The 20979-nt window shown below is 43.6% G+C and carries 15 protein-coding genes and 1 riboswitch; of the genes, 5 read left to right on the plus strand and 10 right to left on the minus strand.

All coding sequences use genetic code 11. The features are described 5' to 3' along the window. Positions 1 to 52 precede the first annotated feature (52 nt). Positions 53 to 2773, plus strand: a complete 2721-nt coding sequence (locus RID53_RS03645; RefSeq protein ID WP_446386818.1) for a WG repeat-containing protein — start codon at positions 53 to 55, stop codon at positions 2771 to 2773. 747 nt (positions 2774 to 3520) lie between these two features. Here the strand turns inward: RID53_RS03645 and RID53_RS03650 are convergent. The 10 genes from RID53_RS03650 to RID53_RS03695 all read right to left on the minus strand — a co-directional run bounded on the left by RID53_RS03650 (position 3521) and on the right by RID53_RS03695 (position 11815). Then, the gene (locus RID53_RS03650; protein ID WP_446386819.1) at positions 3521 to 3724 is read right to left on the minus strand and encodes a hypothetical protein; all 204 of its coding nucleotides are present in this window, start codon (positions 3722 to 3724) and stop codon (positions 3521 to 3523) included. A 30-nt stretch (positions 3725 to 3754) separates the two neighbouring features. Beyond that, the gene (locus RID53_RS03655; RefSeq protein ID WP_446386820.1) at positions 3755 to 4198 is read right to left on the minus strand and encodes a hypothetical protein; all 444 of its coding nucleotides are present in this window, start codon (positions 4196 to 4198) and stop codon (positions 3755 to 3757) included. Between the two features lie 253 nt (positions 4199 to 4451). After that, positions 4452 to 5675: a tetratricopeptide repeat protein gene (locus tag RID53_RS03660; protein ID WP_446386821.1), complete on the minus strand. Its 1224-nt coding sequence runs from the start codon at positions 5673 to 5675 to the stop codon at positions 4452 to 4454. A 201-nt stretch (positions 5676 to 5876) separates the two neighbouring features. Continuing rightward, entirely contained in the window at positions 5877 to 6734 is an 858-nt protein-coding gene (locus tag RID53_RS03665) for a DUF4435 domain-containing protein (RefSeq protein ID WP_446386822.1), read from the minus strand. After that, positions 6731 to 8095, minus strand: coding sequence for an AAA family ATPase (locus RID53_RS03670; protein ID WP_446386823.1), 1365 nt, complete (start codon positions 8093 to 8095; stop codon positions 6731 to 6733). The genes RID53_RS03665 and RID53_RS03670 overlap by 4 nt, the downstream gene beginning before the upstream one ends. A gap of 18 nt (positions 8096 to 8113) precedes the next feature. After that, the gene (sbcD, locus tag RID53_RS03675; RefSeq protein WP_446386908.1) at positions 8114 to 9430 is read right to left on the minus strand and encodes an exonuclease subunit SbcD; all 1317 of its coding nucleotides are present in this window, start codon (positions 9428 to 9430) and stop codon (positions 8114 to 8116) included. Positions 9431 to 9539: 109 nt separating this feature from the next. After that, positions 9540 to 9881, minus strand: coding sequence for a phage holin family protein (locus tag RID53_RS03680; RefSeq protein WP_446386824.1), 342 nt, complete (start codon positions 9879 to 9881; stop codon positions 9540 to 9542). Positions 9882 to 9911: 30 nt separating this feature from the next. Then, positions 9912 to 10694 (minus strand): RNA polymerase sigma factor SigF, encoded by a 783-nt coding sequence (locus RID53_RS03685; protein WP_446386825.1) that lies wholly within the window; start codon positions 10692 to 10694, stop codon positions 9912 to 9914. A 466-nt stretch (positions 10695 to 11160) separates the two neighbouring features. Continuing rightward, complete coding sequence (locus RID53_RS03690; protein WP_446386826.1) at positions 11161 to 11646, minus strand: hypothetical protein; 486 nt, start codon at positions 11644 to 11646, stop codon at positions 11161 to 11163. Further along, positions 11609 to 11815 (minus strand): polymorphic toxin type 24 domain-containing protein, encoded by a 207-nt coding sequence (locus RID53_RS03695; RefSeq protein ID WP_446386827.1) that lies wholly within the window; start codon positions 11813 to 11815, stop codon positions 11609 to 11611. Before RID53_RS03695 ends, RID53_RS03690 begins: the two co-directional genes overlap by 38 nt. 135 nt (positions 11816 to 11950) lie before the next feature. Here RID53_RS03695 and RID53_RS03700 point away from each other — a divergent pair, with 135 nt between their 5' ends. The 4 genes from RID53_RS03700 to RID53_RS03715 all read left to right on the plus strand — a co-directional run bounded on the left by RID53_RS03700 (position 11951) and on the right by RID53_RS03715 (position 20655). Continuing rightward, a complete protein-coding gene (locus RID53_RS03700; protein WP_446386828.1) occupies positions 11951 to 15409 on the plus strand; it encodes an AAA domain-containing protein in 3459 nt (1152 codons plus the stop codon). Next, positions 15409 to 16929 (plus strand): phospholipase D-like domain-containing protein, encoded by a 1521-nt coding sequence (locus tag RID53_RS03705; RefSeq protein WP_446386829.1) that lies wholly within the window; start codon positions 15409 to 15411, stop codon positions 16927 to 16929. Before RID53_RS03700 ends, RID53_RS03705 begins: the two co-directional genes overlap by 1 nt. 346 nt (positions 16930 to 17275) lie before the next feature. After that, a riboswitch (TPP riboswitch) is annotated at positions 17276 to 17372 on the plus strand. Between the two features lie 9 nt (positions 17373 to 17381). Then, on the plus strand, positions 17382 to 18755 hold the full coding sequence (gene thiC, locus RID53_RS03710) for a phosphomethylpyrimidine synthase (protein ID WP_446386830.1): 1374 nt from the start codon (positions 17382 to 17384) through the stop codon (positions 18753 to 18755). A gap of 202 nt (positions 18756 to 18957) precedes the next feature. Then, positions 18958 to 20655 (plus strand): adenylate/guanylate cyclase domain-containing protein, encoded by a 1698-nt coding sequence (locus tag RID53_RS03715; protein WP_446386831.1) that lies wholly within the window; start codon positions 18958 to 18960, stop codon positions 20653 to 20655. Positions 20656 to 20979: the final 324 nt, after the last annotated feature.

The following is a 20979-nucleotide window of genomic DNA, read 5'->3' on the forward strand; positions in this document are numbered from 1 at the left end:
GGTAGCGAGTATGACGAATGACGAATGACGAATGACAAATGACAAATGACAAATGACGATCTCCACCGATTCCAGCTTTGCTGATACCCAAACCCATTGGGCAAAAGACTCAATTCACCAGCTTTTTACCCGCCAAATTATCAGTGGTTATCCGGATGGTAGCTTTCGCCCCAATAACTCCGTTACCCGGGCTGAATTTGCGGCGATTTTAAATAAAGCTTTTCCCCAGGCTACCCCGGTGCGCGATGCCATCAACTTTCGCGATGTACCCGCCAATCACTGGGCAAATTCCGCGATTCAAACGGTTACCCGTGCTGGATTTTTCTCCGGTTATCCGAATGGAACCTTTCGCCCCAATCAACCCATTCCCCGTGTACAAGCGCTGGTAGCATTAGTCAGTGGGTTACAGTATGACCGTGATCCAAATCCTAACCCAATTCTCCAGCAATACTATGATGATGCAGCAACTATTCCCAATTATGCACGGGGCGCGATCGCAACCGCAACCGATAAGTTTTTAGTCGTTAACTATCCAGATGTCAGACGCCTACACCCAAATCGCAACGCCACACGAGGCGAAGTGGCTGCACTGATTAGTCGGGCGTTAAACCTTCCTGGCGTTCCCCGACAGTATGTTCCCGGTTGGGATATTATCGCCATTGAACCGTTATTCGATGCAGCAGATTCTTTTGTGCAAGGACGGGCGAGGGTCAAACTAGGCGATAAATGGGGATATATTGATAAAACTGGCACCTTTATTGTTGATCCGCAACTGTATGAAGCCGAACCGTTTTCTGAAGGAATTGCATTAGTACGATTGCAGCAAAATGGCGTTGACTTAAGCTGGGTTCGTAGTAGGCACTTTAGTGCCAGAAGCGCTAAAGCGCTGACGACAAACGCCCGAAATCAATTATCCCCACCCGAAATCCGAGGCGTTTGGCTAACGACTACCGATAGCCAAGTCTTTAATTCCCAAAAAAACATAGCTGAGGCGATGGATTTCCTCGCCGAAACCGGATTTAATGTCGTTTTTCCGGTGGTTTGGAAGAATGGGGCGACGCTTTATCCCAGTCGCCTAATGCGAGATACAGTGGGACTAGAAATTGATCCCCGTTTTACTGGACGAGATCCCCTCGCTGAACTGATTCAAGCGGCGAAGAACGTAGGATTAGCGGTAATTCCGTGGTTTGAATATGGTTTTGCCAGTTCCTATAATCAAAAAGGTGGACGCATACTTGCCCAAAAACCCGATTGGGCGGCGCGGGATCGTCAAGGGAATTTACTCACCAAAAATAACTTTGAATGGCTGAATGCATTTGACCCCCAGGTGCAGGATTTTATCATCGGACTTATCCTAGAAGTTATTAGAAATTACGATATTGCCGGAATTCAGGGGGATGATCGTTTACCCGCCCTGCCATCTGAAGGGGGGTATGATCAGCAAACGGTACAACGCTATGTGCAGCAGTTCAACCAAGAACCGCCTAAAAACCCAAAAGACGCCCAATGGTTACAATGGCGGGCAGATTTGCTAACGGATTTCCTGACTCGTCTATACCGACAGGTAGTGACGATTAATCCAAACCTGATAATTTCTATCGCACCTAGTCCCTATCCTTGGGGATTCCAGGAATATTTACAGGATAACCAAGCGTGGGCGGATCAGGGATTAATAGATATGATGCATCCTCAATTCTATCGTCGGGATTTTGCTAGTTATCAACAGCTTGTTGATCGGTTGGTGAATGACCAATTAAGCCCGGTACAATTGTCTACAGTGATACCCGGAATCCTGATTAAAAGCGGGTCGTATCGCATCAGTTCCCAGGATTTAGTCCAAGCAATTGAGTACAATCGCGATCGCGGGTTAGCCGGGGAGGTGTTATTTTTCTACGAGGGCTTGCGCCAGGATAATGATACCTTAGCCAACGCCTTGCGATCGCACGTCTATGCCCAATCGGTTCCTTTTAATATTGCACAAGTGAAGGCACAAGGGTTTACCCATCGTCGGGTTGGGGCTGAATATCGTTATATTGACCGCTTTGGGAATCTCGTTACTCAGCCTGAATTTGATTGGCTGGATTCATTTCAGGAGGAACGGGCGCGAGTGCGAATGGGGTACAAGTGGGGCTATATTGACAAAACCGGACACCTGATCACTCGTTTAGACTTTGATCAGGCGGATCAGTTTGCCGAAGGATTAGCGCGAGTGAAAATTGGTAGTCGGTATGGGTATATCGATTTATCCGGTCAATCCGTAATTTCTCCCCAGTTTGATCAGGCGACTCGGTTCAGTGAAGGGTTAGCGGCGGTGAAGGTTGGAGATGAATGGGGTTATATCGATAAAATTGGTCAATGGGTCATTCCGACTCAGTTTGATCAGGCGGAGTTGTTCTCCGAAGGATTAGCAGGGGTACAACTGGCAGGTAAATACGGATATTGTGATCAAACGGGTCAACTGGTGATTCCCGCCAACTTTGACGCGGCGGGGTCATTTGCCCAAGAACTTGCCCCTGTGCAATTGCGCGATCGCTGGGGCTATATTAACTCTACTGGAGAATTGGTTATTGAGCCACAATTTGATGCGGCGCAACCCTTTTCCCAGGAATTAGCCGCCGTCAAAATTGGATCGTTTTGGGGGTATATCAATAAAAAGGGCGATCCAGTCATTTCACCAGAATTTGATCAAGTCAGGTCTTTTAGTGATGGATTAGCCCCCATTCAGATGGGTAAACGGTGGGGGTATATTCGCAATCTCTTTGAAAAATCGTAGGGGCGCACCGACGTGCGCCCGTGTCAACTTAAGCGGAAAACCCAAGCAATACCTTAACTCTACCCCCCTCGTTCCCCCCTACAAGAGGGGGGATGACAAAGGATGCTTCGCTTTTGTTGCACGGGGATTAAGGGGGGTTAAGATCGACTTAATCGGCTGGTGTTAAAACTTTCTGTGACAAAATGTCATTTAAGGGATTTACAAAAGAAAACTCTTTGTGAAAAGGGTTTCTATTACTAGCTTTAACAGGCATATCTTGGCGACAACGAGAGCAAAACCAATAAATACGCTTGTCACGAACGTGAGCTAGTAAGTGAGATGAACAACAAGGACAATTATTCATGGTTATTTCTCCACCCGACATTGATCAGCTTACTTATTGAATGTAAAAATTTTGGGGAAGAATCGGAAAAAAATTTAATTTAATGTTTACCTGCCAATAGGCAGATGTCAACCTAAACTTAATTGTATATGATAGTAAGTTTAGATAACAAAAAATTAATCATATTTGATGTTACATGACGTAATTTGTCTTTTCTTTGAGTATCATAGACTATCATACGCCAGCTTAATCGCTCAATTGAGCCGGATTGACGTAAGCTGCTTTGTTCAGCACTTATCATTGATTGTTCAAAACCCATGAACCATGCACCAGGAACCATGAACCATGAACGATTAACACAAAAACCCACGTCTTTGAAGCGTGGGATCTGAATAATTTACACTTCTTAAACTCGATCACTCCGATCACTCAGTTGTGATTAAAATCCGTTGCGATAACAACGGATCTAGAGTCTTGGTAACAGGCGACGCTGGAGACGGATTAGTTTTCGCGGCATTAGTAGCCGGAACAACAGATATCTCCTGACTATCGTGATTACCAAACCAATGATTTGGGGTATGGCGAATACGAGGCAGAAGTTGAGCAGAATAACAAGGATAGTTGTTCATAATCAATGAATGCACCCAACACCTAACACCTTACATCACTTCTACTCGACCGTCATCTTGCAGATAAACAGCGCGAACCCCTGGAGAACGACCACTGGGCAATACTTCAATGCGTAAGACTCGGGCTTCAGGTTTGCGGATATTCACATTTAAGGGTAATCCTTGGGTATCCCAAAGCACCGCTGAGAAATTCGGGTTAGTATTACCGCCTCGGACAAAAGAGAGAACCTGTCCGGGACTCACAGGTAAAGGGTCTGTAACATCGACCTGTTGAAGTTTGATCACACTAGAGGTTAAATTCGCTACCTCAACAGTAATCCGTTGACCCGGTACAAATTTTACGGATTCCTGTCTGCAACTGCTAGCAGCCACACAGGTTTGCGCTTGTGCCGGATGAAAATCAGCCGTTGATGGTATTGCCAGCGTCGTGGCGACTAAAAGCACTATTGGCAATTGTTGGGAAAGTGGATTCATCTTATGTTATTTGTCCTTCGTCTTATGTGATTTGTTAAGCTGTTTGGCATTGAAACCTTAATGTCAATAAGGACGAAATCCTTTTTGTAGTGTGAGCATCTTGCTCGCTACCCATTTCTAATTTAAATGTGTGACAGCTTAAGAAAATTAATTTTATGATTTAGACGTAGGGTGGGCAAAATTTATAACGTTTAAAACCCTGATAGTATCATTGCTTATTTTTGCCCACCACAGAATCACTTGTTATTGATTATCAGTGCGGCAAACTCTCAGGAAAACGCCAACTATTCCGAATCGATTCAAAATCAGCATCAGTTTTCGCTTGTTCGCGGAAATTGGGATTAATCTCAATTGCCTGTTTTAGACTGTCAATCGCTAGATCAGCGTAACCTTGCAGCGCACGACAACAGGCTCTATTATACCAAGTATCAGCCAAGTTCGGTTTGAGTTGCAGGGCGTGGTCGTAGGCAGTAATCGCCTCTGTATACTGTTGTGAGTGATAAAATGAGTTACCTAGAGAATTCCAAGCCTGATAAAAGTCTGGTTTAATTTTAATGGCTTTCTGGTAGGAAGTAATTGCCTCTTTGAATTGATGCAACTCTGCCAAGCAAAGTCCTCTATTATACCACAATTGATATAAATTGGGATTGATATGAATAGCTTTATCGTAAGCCGCGATCGCGTGATCATATTGCTGCTTTTCTATAAATTTATTTCCTTGGTTAAACCAGTGTAAATCGCTAGCATTTTGGGTTTGATTTCCCTTTTGTTTCATCAACCAGAGAAAGCCAAGAAATCCGACAATTAATGCCAACTTCGTCGCGGGTTGAGTAAACAGGACACTCCCTAACTGAATCGCTTCTGGAGGAATCTTGAGAAGTAAAGCAATTTGATAAATGAACAGAAAAAGTTCTCGACTTGCGGCAGGTACAAACCATAACACGCCAAAAATAAACCAAAAACTATATCGACCTAATTTACTCAGTCGTTGCTGAAGCGATGGCGGTAACCAAGGGCGAATAATTCCATACCCATCCAGCGGGGGAATAGGCAATAAATTGATAACAACGGCAAAAATTTGTAGGAAAATGAGAAAAGCTAAACTTTGTCCTAACCAATCATCAGGTGATACCGTAACCCAATCCAACCAAAACGGAATCGCCAACGCCACCGTCACCACTGCATTAGCAAACGGACCAGCCGCCGAGACTGCACTATCCCATCTGCGATCGCGTAATTTACTATGGTCAATATAAACCGCCCCACCGGGAAGGGCAATTCCCCCCATGACCAAGAATATCATCGGCATGAGTAGACTCAAACCTGGGTCAGTATAGTTGAGGGGATTAAGCGTCAAATAGCCTTTATCCTTAACCGAGGTATCGCCACCGAAGTAGGCGACAACAGCATGACCAAACTCGTGCAAGCACAAGGATACCATCCAGCCGCCAAAAACAAACAATCCCGCCAACCACATTACCGCTTACTCCCAAGCGAAAGGAATATCTCTAGTTTGGCAAATTTTGCGCGATTGTGTAATATCCTTGACTGTTCCCTGTTCCCTCGCCTCACCCCAATACTTATTCATCAACCTTATACTGATTGTTGAAAATTGTGGCGGTGAGAGAGTGTAATCGCCTTTTTTCATTTCATTCACACTCACCCAAAATTGCTAAGTTTAATTTCCCGGCGACAAAACCTGGTAGGGTTGATTATTGATTTCCCAGTGCTGAATTGATTGATAGAGTTGAGTGGTGCGGAAATAAGAATCCTCGTAAGCGAGTCGTAATTCTCTCTCCAGAGTATCGGGTTTAACCTCGTTGGTATTCCATGACCCCCACACTTTGCTCAATCCTATCGATAAGATACAAATAATATCGTGACCACAGCAGACTTGCCAAGGATCGTGGGCAGTTTTTTCTAAAGTTTCTATACCTCTTTGAATATCTTGGTCTCTCAGTCCCAATTTTTGTGAGTGACCTTTAACAAGTTTAATCAGTGTATCTGTATCAATAAATAACGTGGATTTGTCAATAAATTTACTAAAACTTAAATCTTCAAACTTCAGGGAAAGATTTTCTTTCAATGAAACCCATCGTAAATATCCAATCCTTTTCCCCCTTTCCAGCAACGTTAAACGGATGATATCTTTACCAAACTTATTTATCTTGTTCTCTGAACCACGTTCGGAAAGTACTTTGTCTAAAGCCAGCGATTTAATCAGCATCATTTCCAGATCATGCTCATCGGTTAAGAGTAGGTTTAAGCTATAAGGTAAAGTCCCCTCTAGTCGGCAAAAGTCTGCATCTACAATGGCGAGAACACCCGCAAAATTATCTTGTTCAAGAATCTTTATAGCAGCAACAGCATTCTCTTTACCATTAGCGATAGAAAATTCACAGTTTGTCCCATCTATAAAACGCTCATACACGAGCTTATCACTGCGCCCCTCTACGATTATAAAAGAACCTTTGTGACTACTACGCCGCATCCGAATTTGATTTGCAATCCGATCTGGGGTAATAAATTCTCTCATTCCGCTGGTCCTTTTAACTCAACCGTTAAATCCCAGCGATCGTGGATGATATCGGGCGAATGAGTTGCAATTAAAACATCAATATTAGACAGTTTAGTTATTTCTTGTAAATCTTTAAGAAATTGCACTTGCCACTCGACGTGTAATGATAGTTCTGGTTCATCAATGAGAATTAAAGAATTAGGTTTAACTTTGAATAATAACTCATAAAGAAGGACAAGTTCGTGCTGTTCTCCAGATGACAAATTTGTCGGCGATAATGAGTTGCCATTATCAGTGGTAAAAGTAAACCCCTTGTCTTTACTAATATTTATCTGCTTGTAAGAAAATTTATCATTAATAATCCTTTTAATCAAATCAGTTTTTCTAGCTATCTCATTAAATACACTGAGTTTTTTATCGACATCTTCTATATAAACTGACAAAATTTTCTTTGTACTTTCGTCTATATCGCCTTGAATTTGAAAATTCGGATCTTCATCTCTGTTTAAAAGTCCAGCTTCTATTAATTTAGAACGTTTTTCTTCAAGCTCATTGAGTTTCTGTCTTAATTCTTCGTCCGTTAGTTCAGGCAGTTGTTTTTGTTGAACTACTCTTGCTGGAAAAGTTCTATCAAGTGACTGAGACAAAGTACCGTATTCAGTCAGCTTGGCTTGGATATTTTCGGCAAGTTCTTTGGCATAACTTGCAACAGAAGGTGACATTAATGGGGGACGGTTATTGAATAGTTGTGATCGTTTATTATATGCTGAATTTAACAAACGCTGGTATTCTATAAAACGAACATTGATAGAATTGGTTAATTCTTTTAACCAATCTTCGGTGGGTGTGATAAAAGTTTCTCCTGCTCCAGGAATACCTTCACCGAAACGATCTAAAACTTCTATCAAAGATAGTTCTTCACTAGTAGGCATATAGAACCACCGACTCCCTCCTATTCTTTCAAGTCCAGGTATAATATCTTCGATTACTCTGACAGCATTCAAAGCTCTACGCTTTTCTTCTTTAATGATAAAGTCTGTGGAAAATTCCTTGGTATTATTATGGCTTTGGTTTTCAAAATAGAACGTTAGTCTATTTCTCTCATCAGAATCAGAGTTTCCTTTTTTAATGTTTTTTTTATTTGCCTTATTTACTTTGATATAATCATCATTGTCAAAGTTTATTTTTAGATGACTAAATGGGATAGCACGAAGCTCTGAATACCGCAATTTAAAAAAGCCATTAATCAGCTTTAGTAATGTGGTTTTTCCTACTCCATTTTTACCATGAATTATGGTAATACGCTCTTCCAAATTCAGGGAGACAACATACTCAAAAACACCGAATAAATCAGTGACTGAAATTTGATTAATTCTCATAAGTATTTCCCCGAAACGCTAAAGTAAACGTAATTGATTCTTTTGATTCCCTTTTCCCACTTGACTCGCTTCCTGCTTATCGTCTCTCGACTCCTCTACCTCTAACCAACTATCTCCTTGCCCATCCAATAAATATTGCGCCGCTTCTAACATATCGGCGGCAATATCTTTTAAATTATCTTGACTGTCTAAATACGTCTTCAGCGCATCCATGGGATTCATGCTGCTACCCACGCCCAATTCTGGTAAACGTGGACGGGCTAACTGACTGGCTAATTCGGGGCGAATCGTATAACTGTGGGCTTCACTCAGGGCTTGATGAATTTTACTATTATCGATTAAATCCAACTGATCAGAACGAACTTTATAAATCAACCGAACTACAGCATCATCAATCGTTTTTTTCTTAATCGCTTTAAGTAATGCTGCTTCTGGATCAGCTTCCTCAGCCAGATTCACGTTAATCGTGCAGAATGGACGCACAGGTAAGGGACAAAATTGCCACTCAACCTTACCTTTATCTAACTCAATTAACACATAACCCTTGTCTTCCTTTTCCTCACTAAAATCAACCCGTTCAATACTACCCGGATAAATCACTGGTGGGTTATTCGATGGATTCAGATTTTGATGGCGGTGAACATGACCTAATGCTACATAATCAAAACACGATCGCGCCATCAGTGACAGGGGAATAGTAAAGCCTTTCCCTACAGCCAAAAAACGCTCTGCACCAAAACTAGCACGGTCTGCCATTAAATGGGCTAAGAGTATGGTTGGCGCTTGGGAATCTAGCCGCCGAATTTCTCCTTCTAAAATCGGTTCAAGGCGTTGAATTAATAACTCATTCACCTCGCCTAAGGCTAACCCTTCAGTTTCTGGGCGTGTCAGTAAACTGGAACGAGTTAACCAAGGTAAAGTAATCACTTGGACTAAACCCTTCCGGGTTTGAATTGGATGCGTCGCCAGCGTATCACCCACAATAAATCCAGGCACACCTAGGGTACGATAAATACATAAACTTGCCCCCCCATTGCCTTGGGAATGTTGGTCATGATTCCCAACTAGCAATACCGTGGGAATTTCTGCATCCACTAAGCGGCGAAATTGCGTAGCAAAGGCTTCTTGCACATAAGGGGGAGGTGTGGCGTCAGGAAATGCATCGCCGCCAAATAAGACTAAATCCACGGGTTCAGCAATGGCGCGATCAATACATTGAGATAAGGTATTGACAAAATCTTCCAGTCGTGTATTTAACCCCGTTTCTGGGTTAGTTCGCCCATGGGAGAAACCACTACCCAGATGGATATCTGATAGGTGAAGAATTTTAATCATAATCGTGTAGAGACGTGCCATGGCACGTCTGGTGATTGCCTGTCTGTAGGGGCTTTCGTTTTCTTATCGATGATAACGTTAATTCAAAACCTGCCCAACCAATGACCAATTAATCAGCAAATTGGTTCAGAATACTTGCAACGACAGACAACACAATTGAACCAATCAAGGCGTCAAGAGGTCCACTAATGGTAAACATGGCACCCGTTAGGTAGGCGACTAAGGACAAGGATATGGCATTAATCACTAACAAAAATAGCCCCAATGTCACAATCGTCAAGGGTAGAGTCAGCATAATCAGAATCGGTCTGACGATAGCATTGACAATCCCTAAGATAACCGCCGCGATCGCCGCCGTGGCAAAACTCCCGATCTCAATACCCGGTACGATATAGGCAGTGATGACTAATGCCAGTGCCGTAAACAGCCACGTTAAGAGAAAATGTTTCATGGGTTTGGTCGAATATCACATATCCGAATTCTAACTGGCGAGACGTTCTGGTGTTTGCGGCTGTAGTAACGATACCAATTCATTTATCCCCCGTTGCAGGTGTCGCGTTACCGTCATCGGACTAACACCAATGTGTTTAGCCGCTTCTTTGCGCGGGAGATCCCGGAAAAAGACGAACTCAATCGCCGCTTGGGTTTTGGTTTCCAGTTGCGCGATCGCGCCTTGTAACTGCTGTCGGTCTTCTTCCCAGTGCTGCAAGGTTTGGTCATAACTATCCGGTAGCATATCACCCAACGTGACCGGATGATCGACATTATGACCCACCGTCAAATCTAAACTCAAGGGTAAACGATTTTTCGAGGCTAATTTACTCTCCTGCCATTCTTGCATCGAAATATTCAGCGCTTGAGCAATTTCCGCCTCTTTTGGCGGACGTCCTAATGTAGCGGTTAACCGCTTACTGACGCGCTGTCCTTCCTGCTGAAGTTCTTGCCAACGACGAGGAATCTTGACAATATTTCCTTTATCTCTAAGAAAATGTAGCATCTCGCCGCGAATAAATGGCACAGCAAAGGAACTAAAGGCATACCCTTGATCCGGCTTGAACCGTTCAATCGCCCGAATCAAACCCAGATAGCCAAGTTGTACCAAATCGTCATAAGGTTCGCTACATTGCTGGCTGACGCGATAAGCAATTTTCTTCACCAATCCACTATTTAACCGGACAAGCTGATTACGTAACTCAATGGAAGGATTTTGGGAGTACGCCATCAATAATTCCATTCCGCGAACATTAATTGATTGAGCTGTCATGATGAATAAACCAACACCTGTGCTACGGTGTCCTCTAACAGGGCTTGAATATTTAGTCAGTAATCTTGACCCTATTGTCGAAACAGATGAACAATTCAACCATCGTTGTTTTACGGAAATTTAAAGGAGGGGTGGTGGGCGTCTCCGCAAAAATACGTAAATGATAAAAATGGGTTGGTCTTGAGTTATCTTGGTTTATACTCTAGAGTGAATTATTTCTCCTCCCGCTTCCCCCGCTTCCCTAGCTCCCCCTGGCAACGTAAACTTGTATAAAGCTTTATCCCCTCACCCTGCTTGCGCTGAGGGTGGGTACTCCCGCAAACACGTTGACCCTGAGCGAAGTCGAAGGGTCAACACCGAGCGAAGCCGAGGTGCTGATTGTTAAGCTGTTCGGCATTTAAACCTTAATGTCAATAATGGCGAAAGCCTTGTAGTGCGAGCATCTTGCTCGCTACTAATACCCAATTTAAATGCATGACAGCTTATTCCGAGATAACATCTGATGGAAGGTGACAATCACGGTATATTCATCTTTATCACAAGAAACCTTAAAACGACGCTTGGGATACAGTGACTTGAGATGATTTGCCCACATTTGTTTGATCAATTGTCCCAAATAAAATAAGTTATCGATTCCAACACATTCTGAACCAGGAAGCAAATCATCAATGTGCTGATGGTTCATTACCTGTTCAATGGCGGCAATATCATCTGCGAGTTTTGCTTGCCACTGTTTATAGGTTTCTAGATGGAAGGTTTCTAATAAAAATATACCGCCTTCATGTTCAACAACGTCAGGGAAAAAGAGTTTGGTGAAGGCTAAAGCCACTTCAATATTAGCGACTCCACCCAGATAATCCCAGAGTGAAAAATCATCGCCATTGGCTTTTTTCCACTGCTGGAAATCGCTCATCTCATCTGTATTTAAGGATAGGCGTTGGTGTTCCTGCATGAGCTTTACCCGTCAAGTCTACTCGCTTAATTGCCCGTCCATTGTCATCGTAGACAATATAGCTAGTTATGTTACCGTCATCTAAACGATAACGCACCTCTCTAACACTTGCTCCATCCAGAGGAAATCTCCTATTATGTAGAGACGCGCCATGGCGCGTCTGGAACAATGACGCCGAAAGTCCTAATCGATGTGTCTACTATATAAAAGCTCCAATGTCAAAGCCCAAAGCCAATCTCCTGATTGTGTGTCAAACTGGTAGAAGTGCTACTCATCATTGGAAACAATTAGGGGCAAATCAATCATGTCCGTTCGCCTCATCAATAGTCGATATGCTCTATCTTCCAATCCTCTCTCAGGAGGGATGGCTGAGGTTTATCGAGCAAGAGATTTAGAGGATGATGAGGAAAGACGGGTTGCGGTGAAGTTATTCACACAAAGGAATATTGAAGAGGAAATCATCGCTGAATCCTTTAGGCGCGAAACTCAAGCCCTCCAGGAATTGAAGCATCCCGGAATCGTGGAACTCCTCGACTCAGGTAAAGATGAACAGAGGGGTCATCATTTCCTGGTTTTGGAGTGGATGGAAAAGGATTTAACCGCACTTCTGGAAGAATCCCCGCTGGATAAATGGGACTCATTTTGGCTGGCGGTAGGTTTACCGATACTCGACGCTTTGGCGTTCTCTCATAATCGTAACTGTGTTCACCGAGATATCAAACCCAGTAATATTTTAGTTGGTAGTGATGGCAAGCCAAAACTGGCTGACTTTGGCATTTCTAAGCTGAAAAGCTACCTGCAACCTCGTGTGACACTCAGGGAGTTTGTTTCTCGTCCCTTCACACCGCCAGAGGAGGATGATGGTTCTTATACCTATACTCGCGATGTCTTCAGCTTCGGCGTTTTGGTGCTCAAGTGCCTAACAACTGTAGAGCTTGTCAATTACGATAGCATTAATCACGCGATCGCAGCCTTGAATGCGCCAAAGTCAATTATTGACATTATCGAGCGTGCTGTCTCCCTTGATCCCGCAGAACGTCAACCAAACGCCGAGGTTCTCCTAGCAGAACTTAAAGCTATTCAAAGCAGTCAAACCCAAACTGGACAAAGGAAAAAACGCCCTTGCTTCCTTGAGTTGACACCTAAATGCTTGAACCGACTTGAGAGTGAACTGGATAATTCTTCCCAAGTTGAAATCCAGAACATTATTCTGAGTGATCTCAATAATGAATGTGGAAGTGGGATTCGTCCCTATAAATTCAAAGATAAAATATCTGATGATCCAAATAGTGCTGATCACTATGAAATTTATGGGATTTCCTACCGTTATCACGTCAAAGTCGATGAAAAACGACGGAACAACCTAGTTGTTTTTAATGCTTGGTCTTCTTCCTACTCACAACTCGAACAGCGTCGCGAGCGGGCTTGGATTCTACCCTATGAGTTCAATTTTGACCGCCCACTGAATGTATATGAAGCAACAGAAGTAATTCAGGAGCTACAAGACGCGGTTATAGAGCATGAAGCCAGTCTAAGAGAACGAGAAGAAGAAGAAGAAAAACAACGCTTATTTCGGATATGGGGTGATATTCTTAGAGCCAAAACAGACTGGGAAGAAAAACGCGAGACACCGATTCGATATAAACACTTTACCGATCAGGATAATCGCGTTGTCTTTGAAATAGAATCCCTTCCCGATGACGACATTACTGGACAACCTCGTCATGTCAAGACTGCCAAGGGCTATAGCGTACTTCGAGGAGATGTTGAAGAAATAAACGATGATCAATTAACCCTATACATTAGATATGGAACGCCTGATCGATTACCAAAATCAGGAGAACTACGCTTTGATAGTCATGCGGCTGAAGTTGCCCTAAGTCGCCAGAAAGTGGCTTTGGATGCTGTGCGATTTGACCGTGCTGTTCGCGCAGATTTACGCAAGTTACTGGTTAATCCCCAACAAGCCTGTTCTCCAAATTTCGATCAAACCATACCGTTTATTCAATCCCTCAATTTGTCGCAACAGGAAGTTGTTAAAGCCGCACTCTCGACTGATGATTTTCTGATTGTTCAAGGTCCACCCGGTACAGGAAAAACAACGTTTATTACAGAAGTTATCCTGCAAACGATTCAGCAAAACCCGGATGCACGAATTCTGCTCAGTTCCCAGACTCATGTCGCTCTCGATAATGCCCTCGAACGGATTCAAGCGAAAAATCCTAATTTAAAATTGCTGCGGATTGGCAACCATGAACGGGTATCAGAAAAGGTTCATTTGCTTCTACTCGATGAACAGATGAATCAGTGGAGAGAAGATGTTATTGCTAAGGGAAAAAAGTTCATTGCTAATTGGTCAGCCCAACGGGGTATTTCTCCCCATGACAGTGAAATGTCAAGTTTGTTTCAAGCGTTAAAAAATACAACCATAAAGCTTAATACGCTGAGAGGAGAAATTAAAATTTGGCAGCAAGATTTAGATGAGATTTGCCCTAATGCCTACAATCCGGACAAGCAAAACTCACTAGCGATAGAGAGAATACCTGAAGACAGGGTAGATGAAGTTCAAAGTATTGTCGAAGAAATTGAGCGTTTGCGTCAGCAGTCTAAACTGGCTCGCGATGAGCAAAAGAAAACAGCTAAACGCTTATATAAGTTAAGTGAAATCGAATATGATGAACTATTGAATATGCCAGTTGAGGAGTTAGAAGGTTATGCAAGGCTCTTGATTGATGACGCTAACAGTTCTGACGCAAATATGCTGCAAAACTTGCTGAGTATTCAGACAGAATGGTTTGAGCAGTTTGGTCGCAATGAAACATTTACTACTCCTTTAATTAAGCGATCGCAAGTCGTGGCGGGAACCTGTATCGGGATTCCCAGAGACATTCAGGATATCGAATTTGACTTGTGTATTGTCGATGAAGCCTCCAAAGCGACGGCGACAGAAGCGTTAGTTCCCTTAGCGCGATCGCGACGCTGGATTCTAGTTGGTGATCCTCAACAACTTCCCCCATTCCAAGATGAAGCGAGTCGAGATACTGAATTTCTAAACAAGTATGATCTGAATCAAGAGGATATCAAAGAAACGTTATTTGATTATCTCTTGAGAAGGCTTCCCGAAGCTAACCGCAAAATGTTGACAATTCAACATCGCATGGTTAAACCGATTGGCGAGTTAGTCAGTCAGTGTTTTTATGAAGGTAACATTGAAAGTGCCAGAACTGATATAGATGCTAATCTCAACTTGGTTATCCCTAAACCCGTGACTTGGTTGACGACGACAAAATTGCAAAATCGTCGTGAACAGTATGCGAATCCTAGCTATAACAATGTCTGTGAAGTAAACGTTATTATTAAATTGCTCCAACAACTCAATCATAAGGCAATTCAGGCTAAAATTAACTACAGCATTGCTGTATTAACCGGATACTCAGCCCAATTAAAATTACTCAATCGTTACCTAGCTTCAGAATCAGATAAGTTGTCAGCACTGACAATTGAGTGCAATACCGTTGATGCATTTCAAGGGCGCGAAGCTGATATTGCTGTATACTCGGTGACTCGTTCTAATAAAAAGGGTGACATGGGTTTTCTCCGGGAGTATGAGCGGCTGAATGTAGCGTTATCTAGAGGAAAAGTTGGTTTAGTTATTGTCGGCGATCATCTCTTCTGTCGCACCTCACGCCATAATCCTCTTAGTCGAGTTGTGGATTATGTTGAGCGTAATCCAGAGTATTGTTCTCTCCAGGAGGCTAAGTAATGAATGTCCCGAAATATGACTTCTTAATTTGCCCAGAACAATGTGATCAGGAACAAATTGCTCGTCGCTACGATAATCGAGCTGGCTTTGATTTGGTTAGCTATAAAGAAGTGGGTTTACCTGTTTACAAAATAACGGTTCAAGCTCTGACTCAAATCCGTAAGCCGATTCCTCCTATAGAAGAATATGTTTTAAAAGCCATTCATGCTGGGTTATCCTCGGAACAGGATATCGCTGGATTCCTGGGTTTAGAACCCTCTATCCTTAGAGAAGCCATGATTGAGCTACGGTTGAGCGAAACTATCGACCTGATCGCTCCAGAAGACTCGGCGATGCAAGTTTGGAAGCTGACTAAAAAAGGAGAACGAACGCTCAAGGAAGCCCAACTTATTGTCCCCGAAGAACGCAGTTTTACAATTAACTTTGACGGACTATTAAGGTATGTACGCTGGTATGGAAGATTAGACATAAATTTGCTACGTCCCAGAGAGTTGCGTCAGCAAGGAATGATGGAAATTCCAGCTCTTCCCGCCAAACCTCCAGAATTATCGGACATTAAACTAACGGATGTAGACCGGATTATTAGTCAAGATGAAAAGGAGAGGAAAAAAACGCGATCGCGAGAACGAGAGCTTCTGGCTTTAAAAACTATTGAGCGCCGACAGCGATTTTTTCAACCCGCATTAGCCCTAATCTATAAAGCCAAAGATAGGGATGAAGTGCAGGTGGCGTTTGCCATTGATGAAAGGCTATCCTCTGAGCATGAACAAGCCTTTGCTCGTGCTAATGGTGTGAAGAAACTCCGTATCATAGAAAATCTTAATGACAGTGAATGTAAGAAATTAGCTGAAGATATTTTAGGACGTGAATTTGTGGCTCAAGCTCCACTCCCAGAAGTGGATGATATAAAAGATAAGGTAGCTTCGGTTCGCGCTACTATTGAAACCACTCGCCAGACTATTGAACGAACCCAGACGGATCACGAAAAGAAAGAACTTGAGCAAAAACTTCAAGCCGCTAACCAGGAAATAGAAAAACTCCAGGCTCAACTCAATGATGTTCCGATTCGTTGGCTAGGAGTTTATGAACATCGCCCTTTGCTCAAACAGGCGCTGCAAGATAGTCAAGAACGTCTTTTAATTATTTCTCCATGGATTCGAGCCAACGCGACAAATGAGTTAATTCAACAGTTAGAGAAACTTCTAAAGCGGGGAGTAAAGGTTTTTATTGGATATGGTTTAGGGGAAGATTACAATCAGAAAACCCGCGACAAGAAAGCCGAAAACGCGATAGAAAAACTCGATCAGCAGTACGATAACTTTCGTCTCAAGCGTTTGGGCGATACCCATGCTAAAATCCTTATCTCTGACTCCAAATTTGCTGTTGTCACCAGCTTTAACTGGCTGTCATTTAAGGGTGATCCCAACCGCACATTCCGGGATGAACGGGGAACATTAGTATTTGATTCGCAGAAAATCAAGGAACTATTTGATAAAGAGATGAAGCGATTTTCAGTTTGAGTTCGTTCGTAGTAAGGGCTTTAGCCCTAGATTGGGTTAGGTGACATACATCAACCCTGGACTATCATTAAGGGGAAATTCCTTAATTTGCTCGACTCGCCCCGCTATCGTCAATGGGAAGTGTCTTAATTTTGTTGAGGAACCCGAATCTTTTGTTAATTCAGAATCAAGGATAACTTGGTGGGTTACGGCGGATAGATGATTCAATAGTTCGTTTCATCAATTGAGTACCGCCTAACCCACCCTACGGGTTAAAAGGTTTATCTATTTAGGTGTGCCAAGTCACTACAAATGTAAACTTTTATAACGCTTTATCCCCTCACCCAAGCCTAGTGGTAGGATGAACAACTAAAGCTAGGGGTGCCTGAGCAACCAGGCTGAGATTACACCCTGAGAACCTGAGACTGGTTAAGACCAGCGGAGGGAAGCGGTTTATTAAAAGGAATCTAAATATGAGATCAGAATGGGTCGCGAAGCGGCAAGGACAGGGTAATGTTACACAAATGCACTACGCCCGCCAAGGTCTGATTACCGAGGAAATGGAATATGTCGCAAGGCGGGAAAACCTTTCCCCAGAGTTGATTCGGGATGAGGTGGCGCGGGGGCGCATGATTATTCCTGCCAATATTAACCATACCAACTTAGAACCGATGGCGATCGGCATCGCGTCTAAGTGTAAAGTTAATGCCAATATTGGGGCGTCTCCTAATTCGTCCAATATTGACGAAGAAGTCGCCAAGTTGAACCTGGCGGTTAAATATGGCGCCGATACCGTAATGGATTTATCCACCGGGGGCGGAAACCTGGATGAAATCCGCACCGCGATTATCAACGCTTCGCCTGTACCCATTGGTACTGTGCCAGTGTACCAAGCCCTGGAAAGCGTTTACGGTATGATTGAAAACCTGACGGCGGATGATTTTCTCCACATTATTGAGAAACATGCCCAGCAGGGGGTTGATTACCAAACCATTCACGCGGGACTTCTGATTGAACATCTACCCTTGGTGAGAAATCGCCTCACCGGGATTGTCTCTCGCGGTGGCGGTATCCTGGCGAAGTGGATGCTGCACCATCATAAGCAGAATCCTCTCTATACCCACTTCGACGATATTATCGAGATTTTCAAGAAGTACGATGTCTCGTTCAGTTTAGGTGATTCCCTGCGTCCAGGTTGTACTCATGACGCCTCTGACGAAGCGCAATTAGCCGAACTGAAAACCTTGGGACAACTGACTCGCCGCGCTTGGGAACATGATATACAAGTGATGGTGGAAGGTCCCGGTCATGTGCCGATGGATCAAATTGAGTTTAATGTCAAGAAGCAGATGGAAGAGTGTTCTGAAGCCCCCTTCTATGTGCTAGGTCCCTTGGTCACTGATATTGCTCCCGGTTATGACCATATCACGTCCGCGATCGGGGCAGCTATGGCGGGATGGTATGGGACAGCGATGCTGTGCTATGTGACGCCGAAAGAACACTTAGGACTACCGGATGCTGAAGATGTGCGAAATGGCTTAATTGCCTATAAAATAGCTGCCCATGCTGCTGATATTGGACGCCAGCGTCCGGGCGCACGCGACCGAGATGATGAACTCTCCCGCGCCCGCTATAACTTCGACTGGAACCGTCAGTTTGAGTTAGCACTTGACCCTGACCGGGCAAAAGAATATCACGACGAAACGTTGCCAGCAGATATCTATAAAACGGCTGAATTTTGCTCAATGTGTGGACCTAAGTTCTGCCCGATGCAGACCAAGGTTGATGCGGATGCGTTGACAGAATTGGAGAAGTTTTTAGCCAAGGAACCTGTTAAACAAAGCTAGCTTGAAATTATAACACATATAAGCAAAGGGTGGGTATTACCCACCTTTTTTTCTTTTTTATTAGTCGGAATTGATTCTTCTGACTTATGCATGTTTTCGCGGTTTCAGTCAAAATAGTTACCAGCACGTCATTAATGTTCATCCTTCAAGTGGTGTGGCTACCATTTAGATACATTGTGCAGTGTTTCAAAACGGTTAACCCTTGTTTAAGCCGAATCGTCAACGTAGAAGGTTAAAAAAAAATCTGATTAGAGGAATTGTCAGTATCATCAGATGGCTGGCAAAACTCGGTAAAGGTTTGTATAACACAATAGTGTCGCATCAGCGTTCCTCTACTCAACCCCCGATGCAAGCTGCACCCGTACCCCGCAACGAAGCCGAGCGGATCGAGGCTCTTCAGGGGTACAACATCCTTGATACACTACCCGAACAAGATTTTGATGACCTCACAGCTTTAGCCTCACACATCTGTGGGACTCCCATCGCCCTGATTAGCCTGATTGATCAAAATCGCCAGTGGTTTAAATCCAAAGTTGGCATCGAGGCGCAAGAAACACCCAGAGACCAGGCATTTTGCGCTCATGCAATTCTGAATCCCGAAGATATCATGGTTGTACCCAACGCCTTAGAAGATGAGCGGTTTGCGGGGAATCCTCTAGTAACGTCTGATCCGAATATTCGATTTTATGCTGGCGCTCCCTTGGTGACAAAAGATGGTTTTCCCCTGGGAACCCTCTGTGTGATTGACCAGATTCCTCACGATCTCACACCGCAACAGATCAACGCCCTACAAGCGCTAAGCCGTCAGGTGATTAACCAAATGGAACTACGGTTGAATTTAACTCGGTTAAATCGCCAAATTGCTAGGCGCAGAGAAGTCGAAGCCAAACAGCGATTATCAGATCAGCAAGTCGTCGAACTCCTCGAAAGCATGACTGATGGATTTTTTGCCTTGGATCGACAATGGCGGTTTACCTATATTAATCAAGTCGGCGCTCAAATTTTACAGCGCCAACCTGAAGAATTACTGCGCCAGAATTTCTGGGATGCTTTTCCCGATGCGGTGGGTTCAAAATTTGATCGGCAATATAACAAAGCAATGGATCAACAGAGTCCTGTCACGTTTGAAGCCTTCTACCCACCGATCAGATGTTGGTTTGAAGTGCGAGCTTTTCCCTCCTATGAAGGACTCTCGGTTTTCTTTCATGACATTACCCAACGCAAGCAAACCGATGCGGCTTTAAAACGGGAAAAGCAAAAAGTTGAGAACTTGTTACTGAATATTCTGCCCCAACCCATTGCCAAGCAGTTGCAACATGAGCCAGGATTAATCGCCCAGAAACATGAGGATGTGACAATTTTATTTGCCGACTTGGTAAAGTTCACTCAACTAGCGGGTCAGATTTCTCCCCAAGAGCTAGTTAGCTTGCTCAACCGGATCGTTTCCACGTTTGACCAACTCGCTCAAAAGCATGGTTTGGAAAAAATTAAGACCATTGGTGATGCTTATATGGTGGTTGGCGGACTTCCTACTCCTCAGCATAATCATGCCGATGCGATCGCGCAAATGGCGCTGGAGATGCAACAGAGTCTTGCCCAAATTAACACCGCCACGGGTAAGAATTTTCGCTTGCGGATTGGGATTAATACCGGAGTCGTGATTGCGGGCGTCATCGGCACAACTAAGTTTAGCTATGACATTTGGGGTGACGCGGTGAATATCGCTAGTCGCATGGAATCTCGCGGTCAACCGGACAAAATTCAGGTGACTGAGACAACGTATCAGCGCTTGCGAGACAAGTATGAGTTAGTCGAACGGGGGTTTATCCGGGTTAAAGGCAAGGGTAAGATGAAAACCTATTGGTTAATGGGTAAAAAGCCGAAAATTGTGCAACAGTAAGAAGTAGGCGAACCACTCGCACTCCTATTCCCTTCTAGGTTCTGCCTTCTACTATAAATCGTGACCAATTTGAGGGTTAATGGATGTATCCTGAAGGGGTGACAAGCAGCTCAAAAGCTTTGCAGACAAAGCATTTCCCCCCTCAAGCCTCAAAAAGATGAGAGCTTATTGACAAGCTTACCCTCGAACAAAGAGGTGAATGAGTTGGAATTGAGGAGGGCGTGATAGTTATCTATAGGGTTCTGATTCAGGATAATATAGATAATCAGTGCCTAAATACTGCATTGGATTTTAAATCAGAGTTATAAATTGACCAAAGATTTC

The organism is Coleofasciculus sp. B1-GNL1-01 (genome assembly GCF_040220235.1).
Classification (GTDB): Bacteria; Cyanobacteriota; Cyanobacteriia; order Cyanobacteriales; family Coleofasciculaceae; genus Coleofasciculus.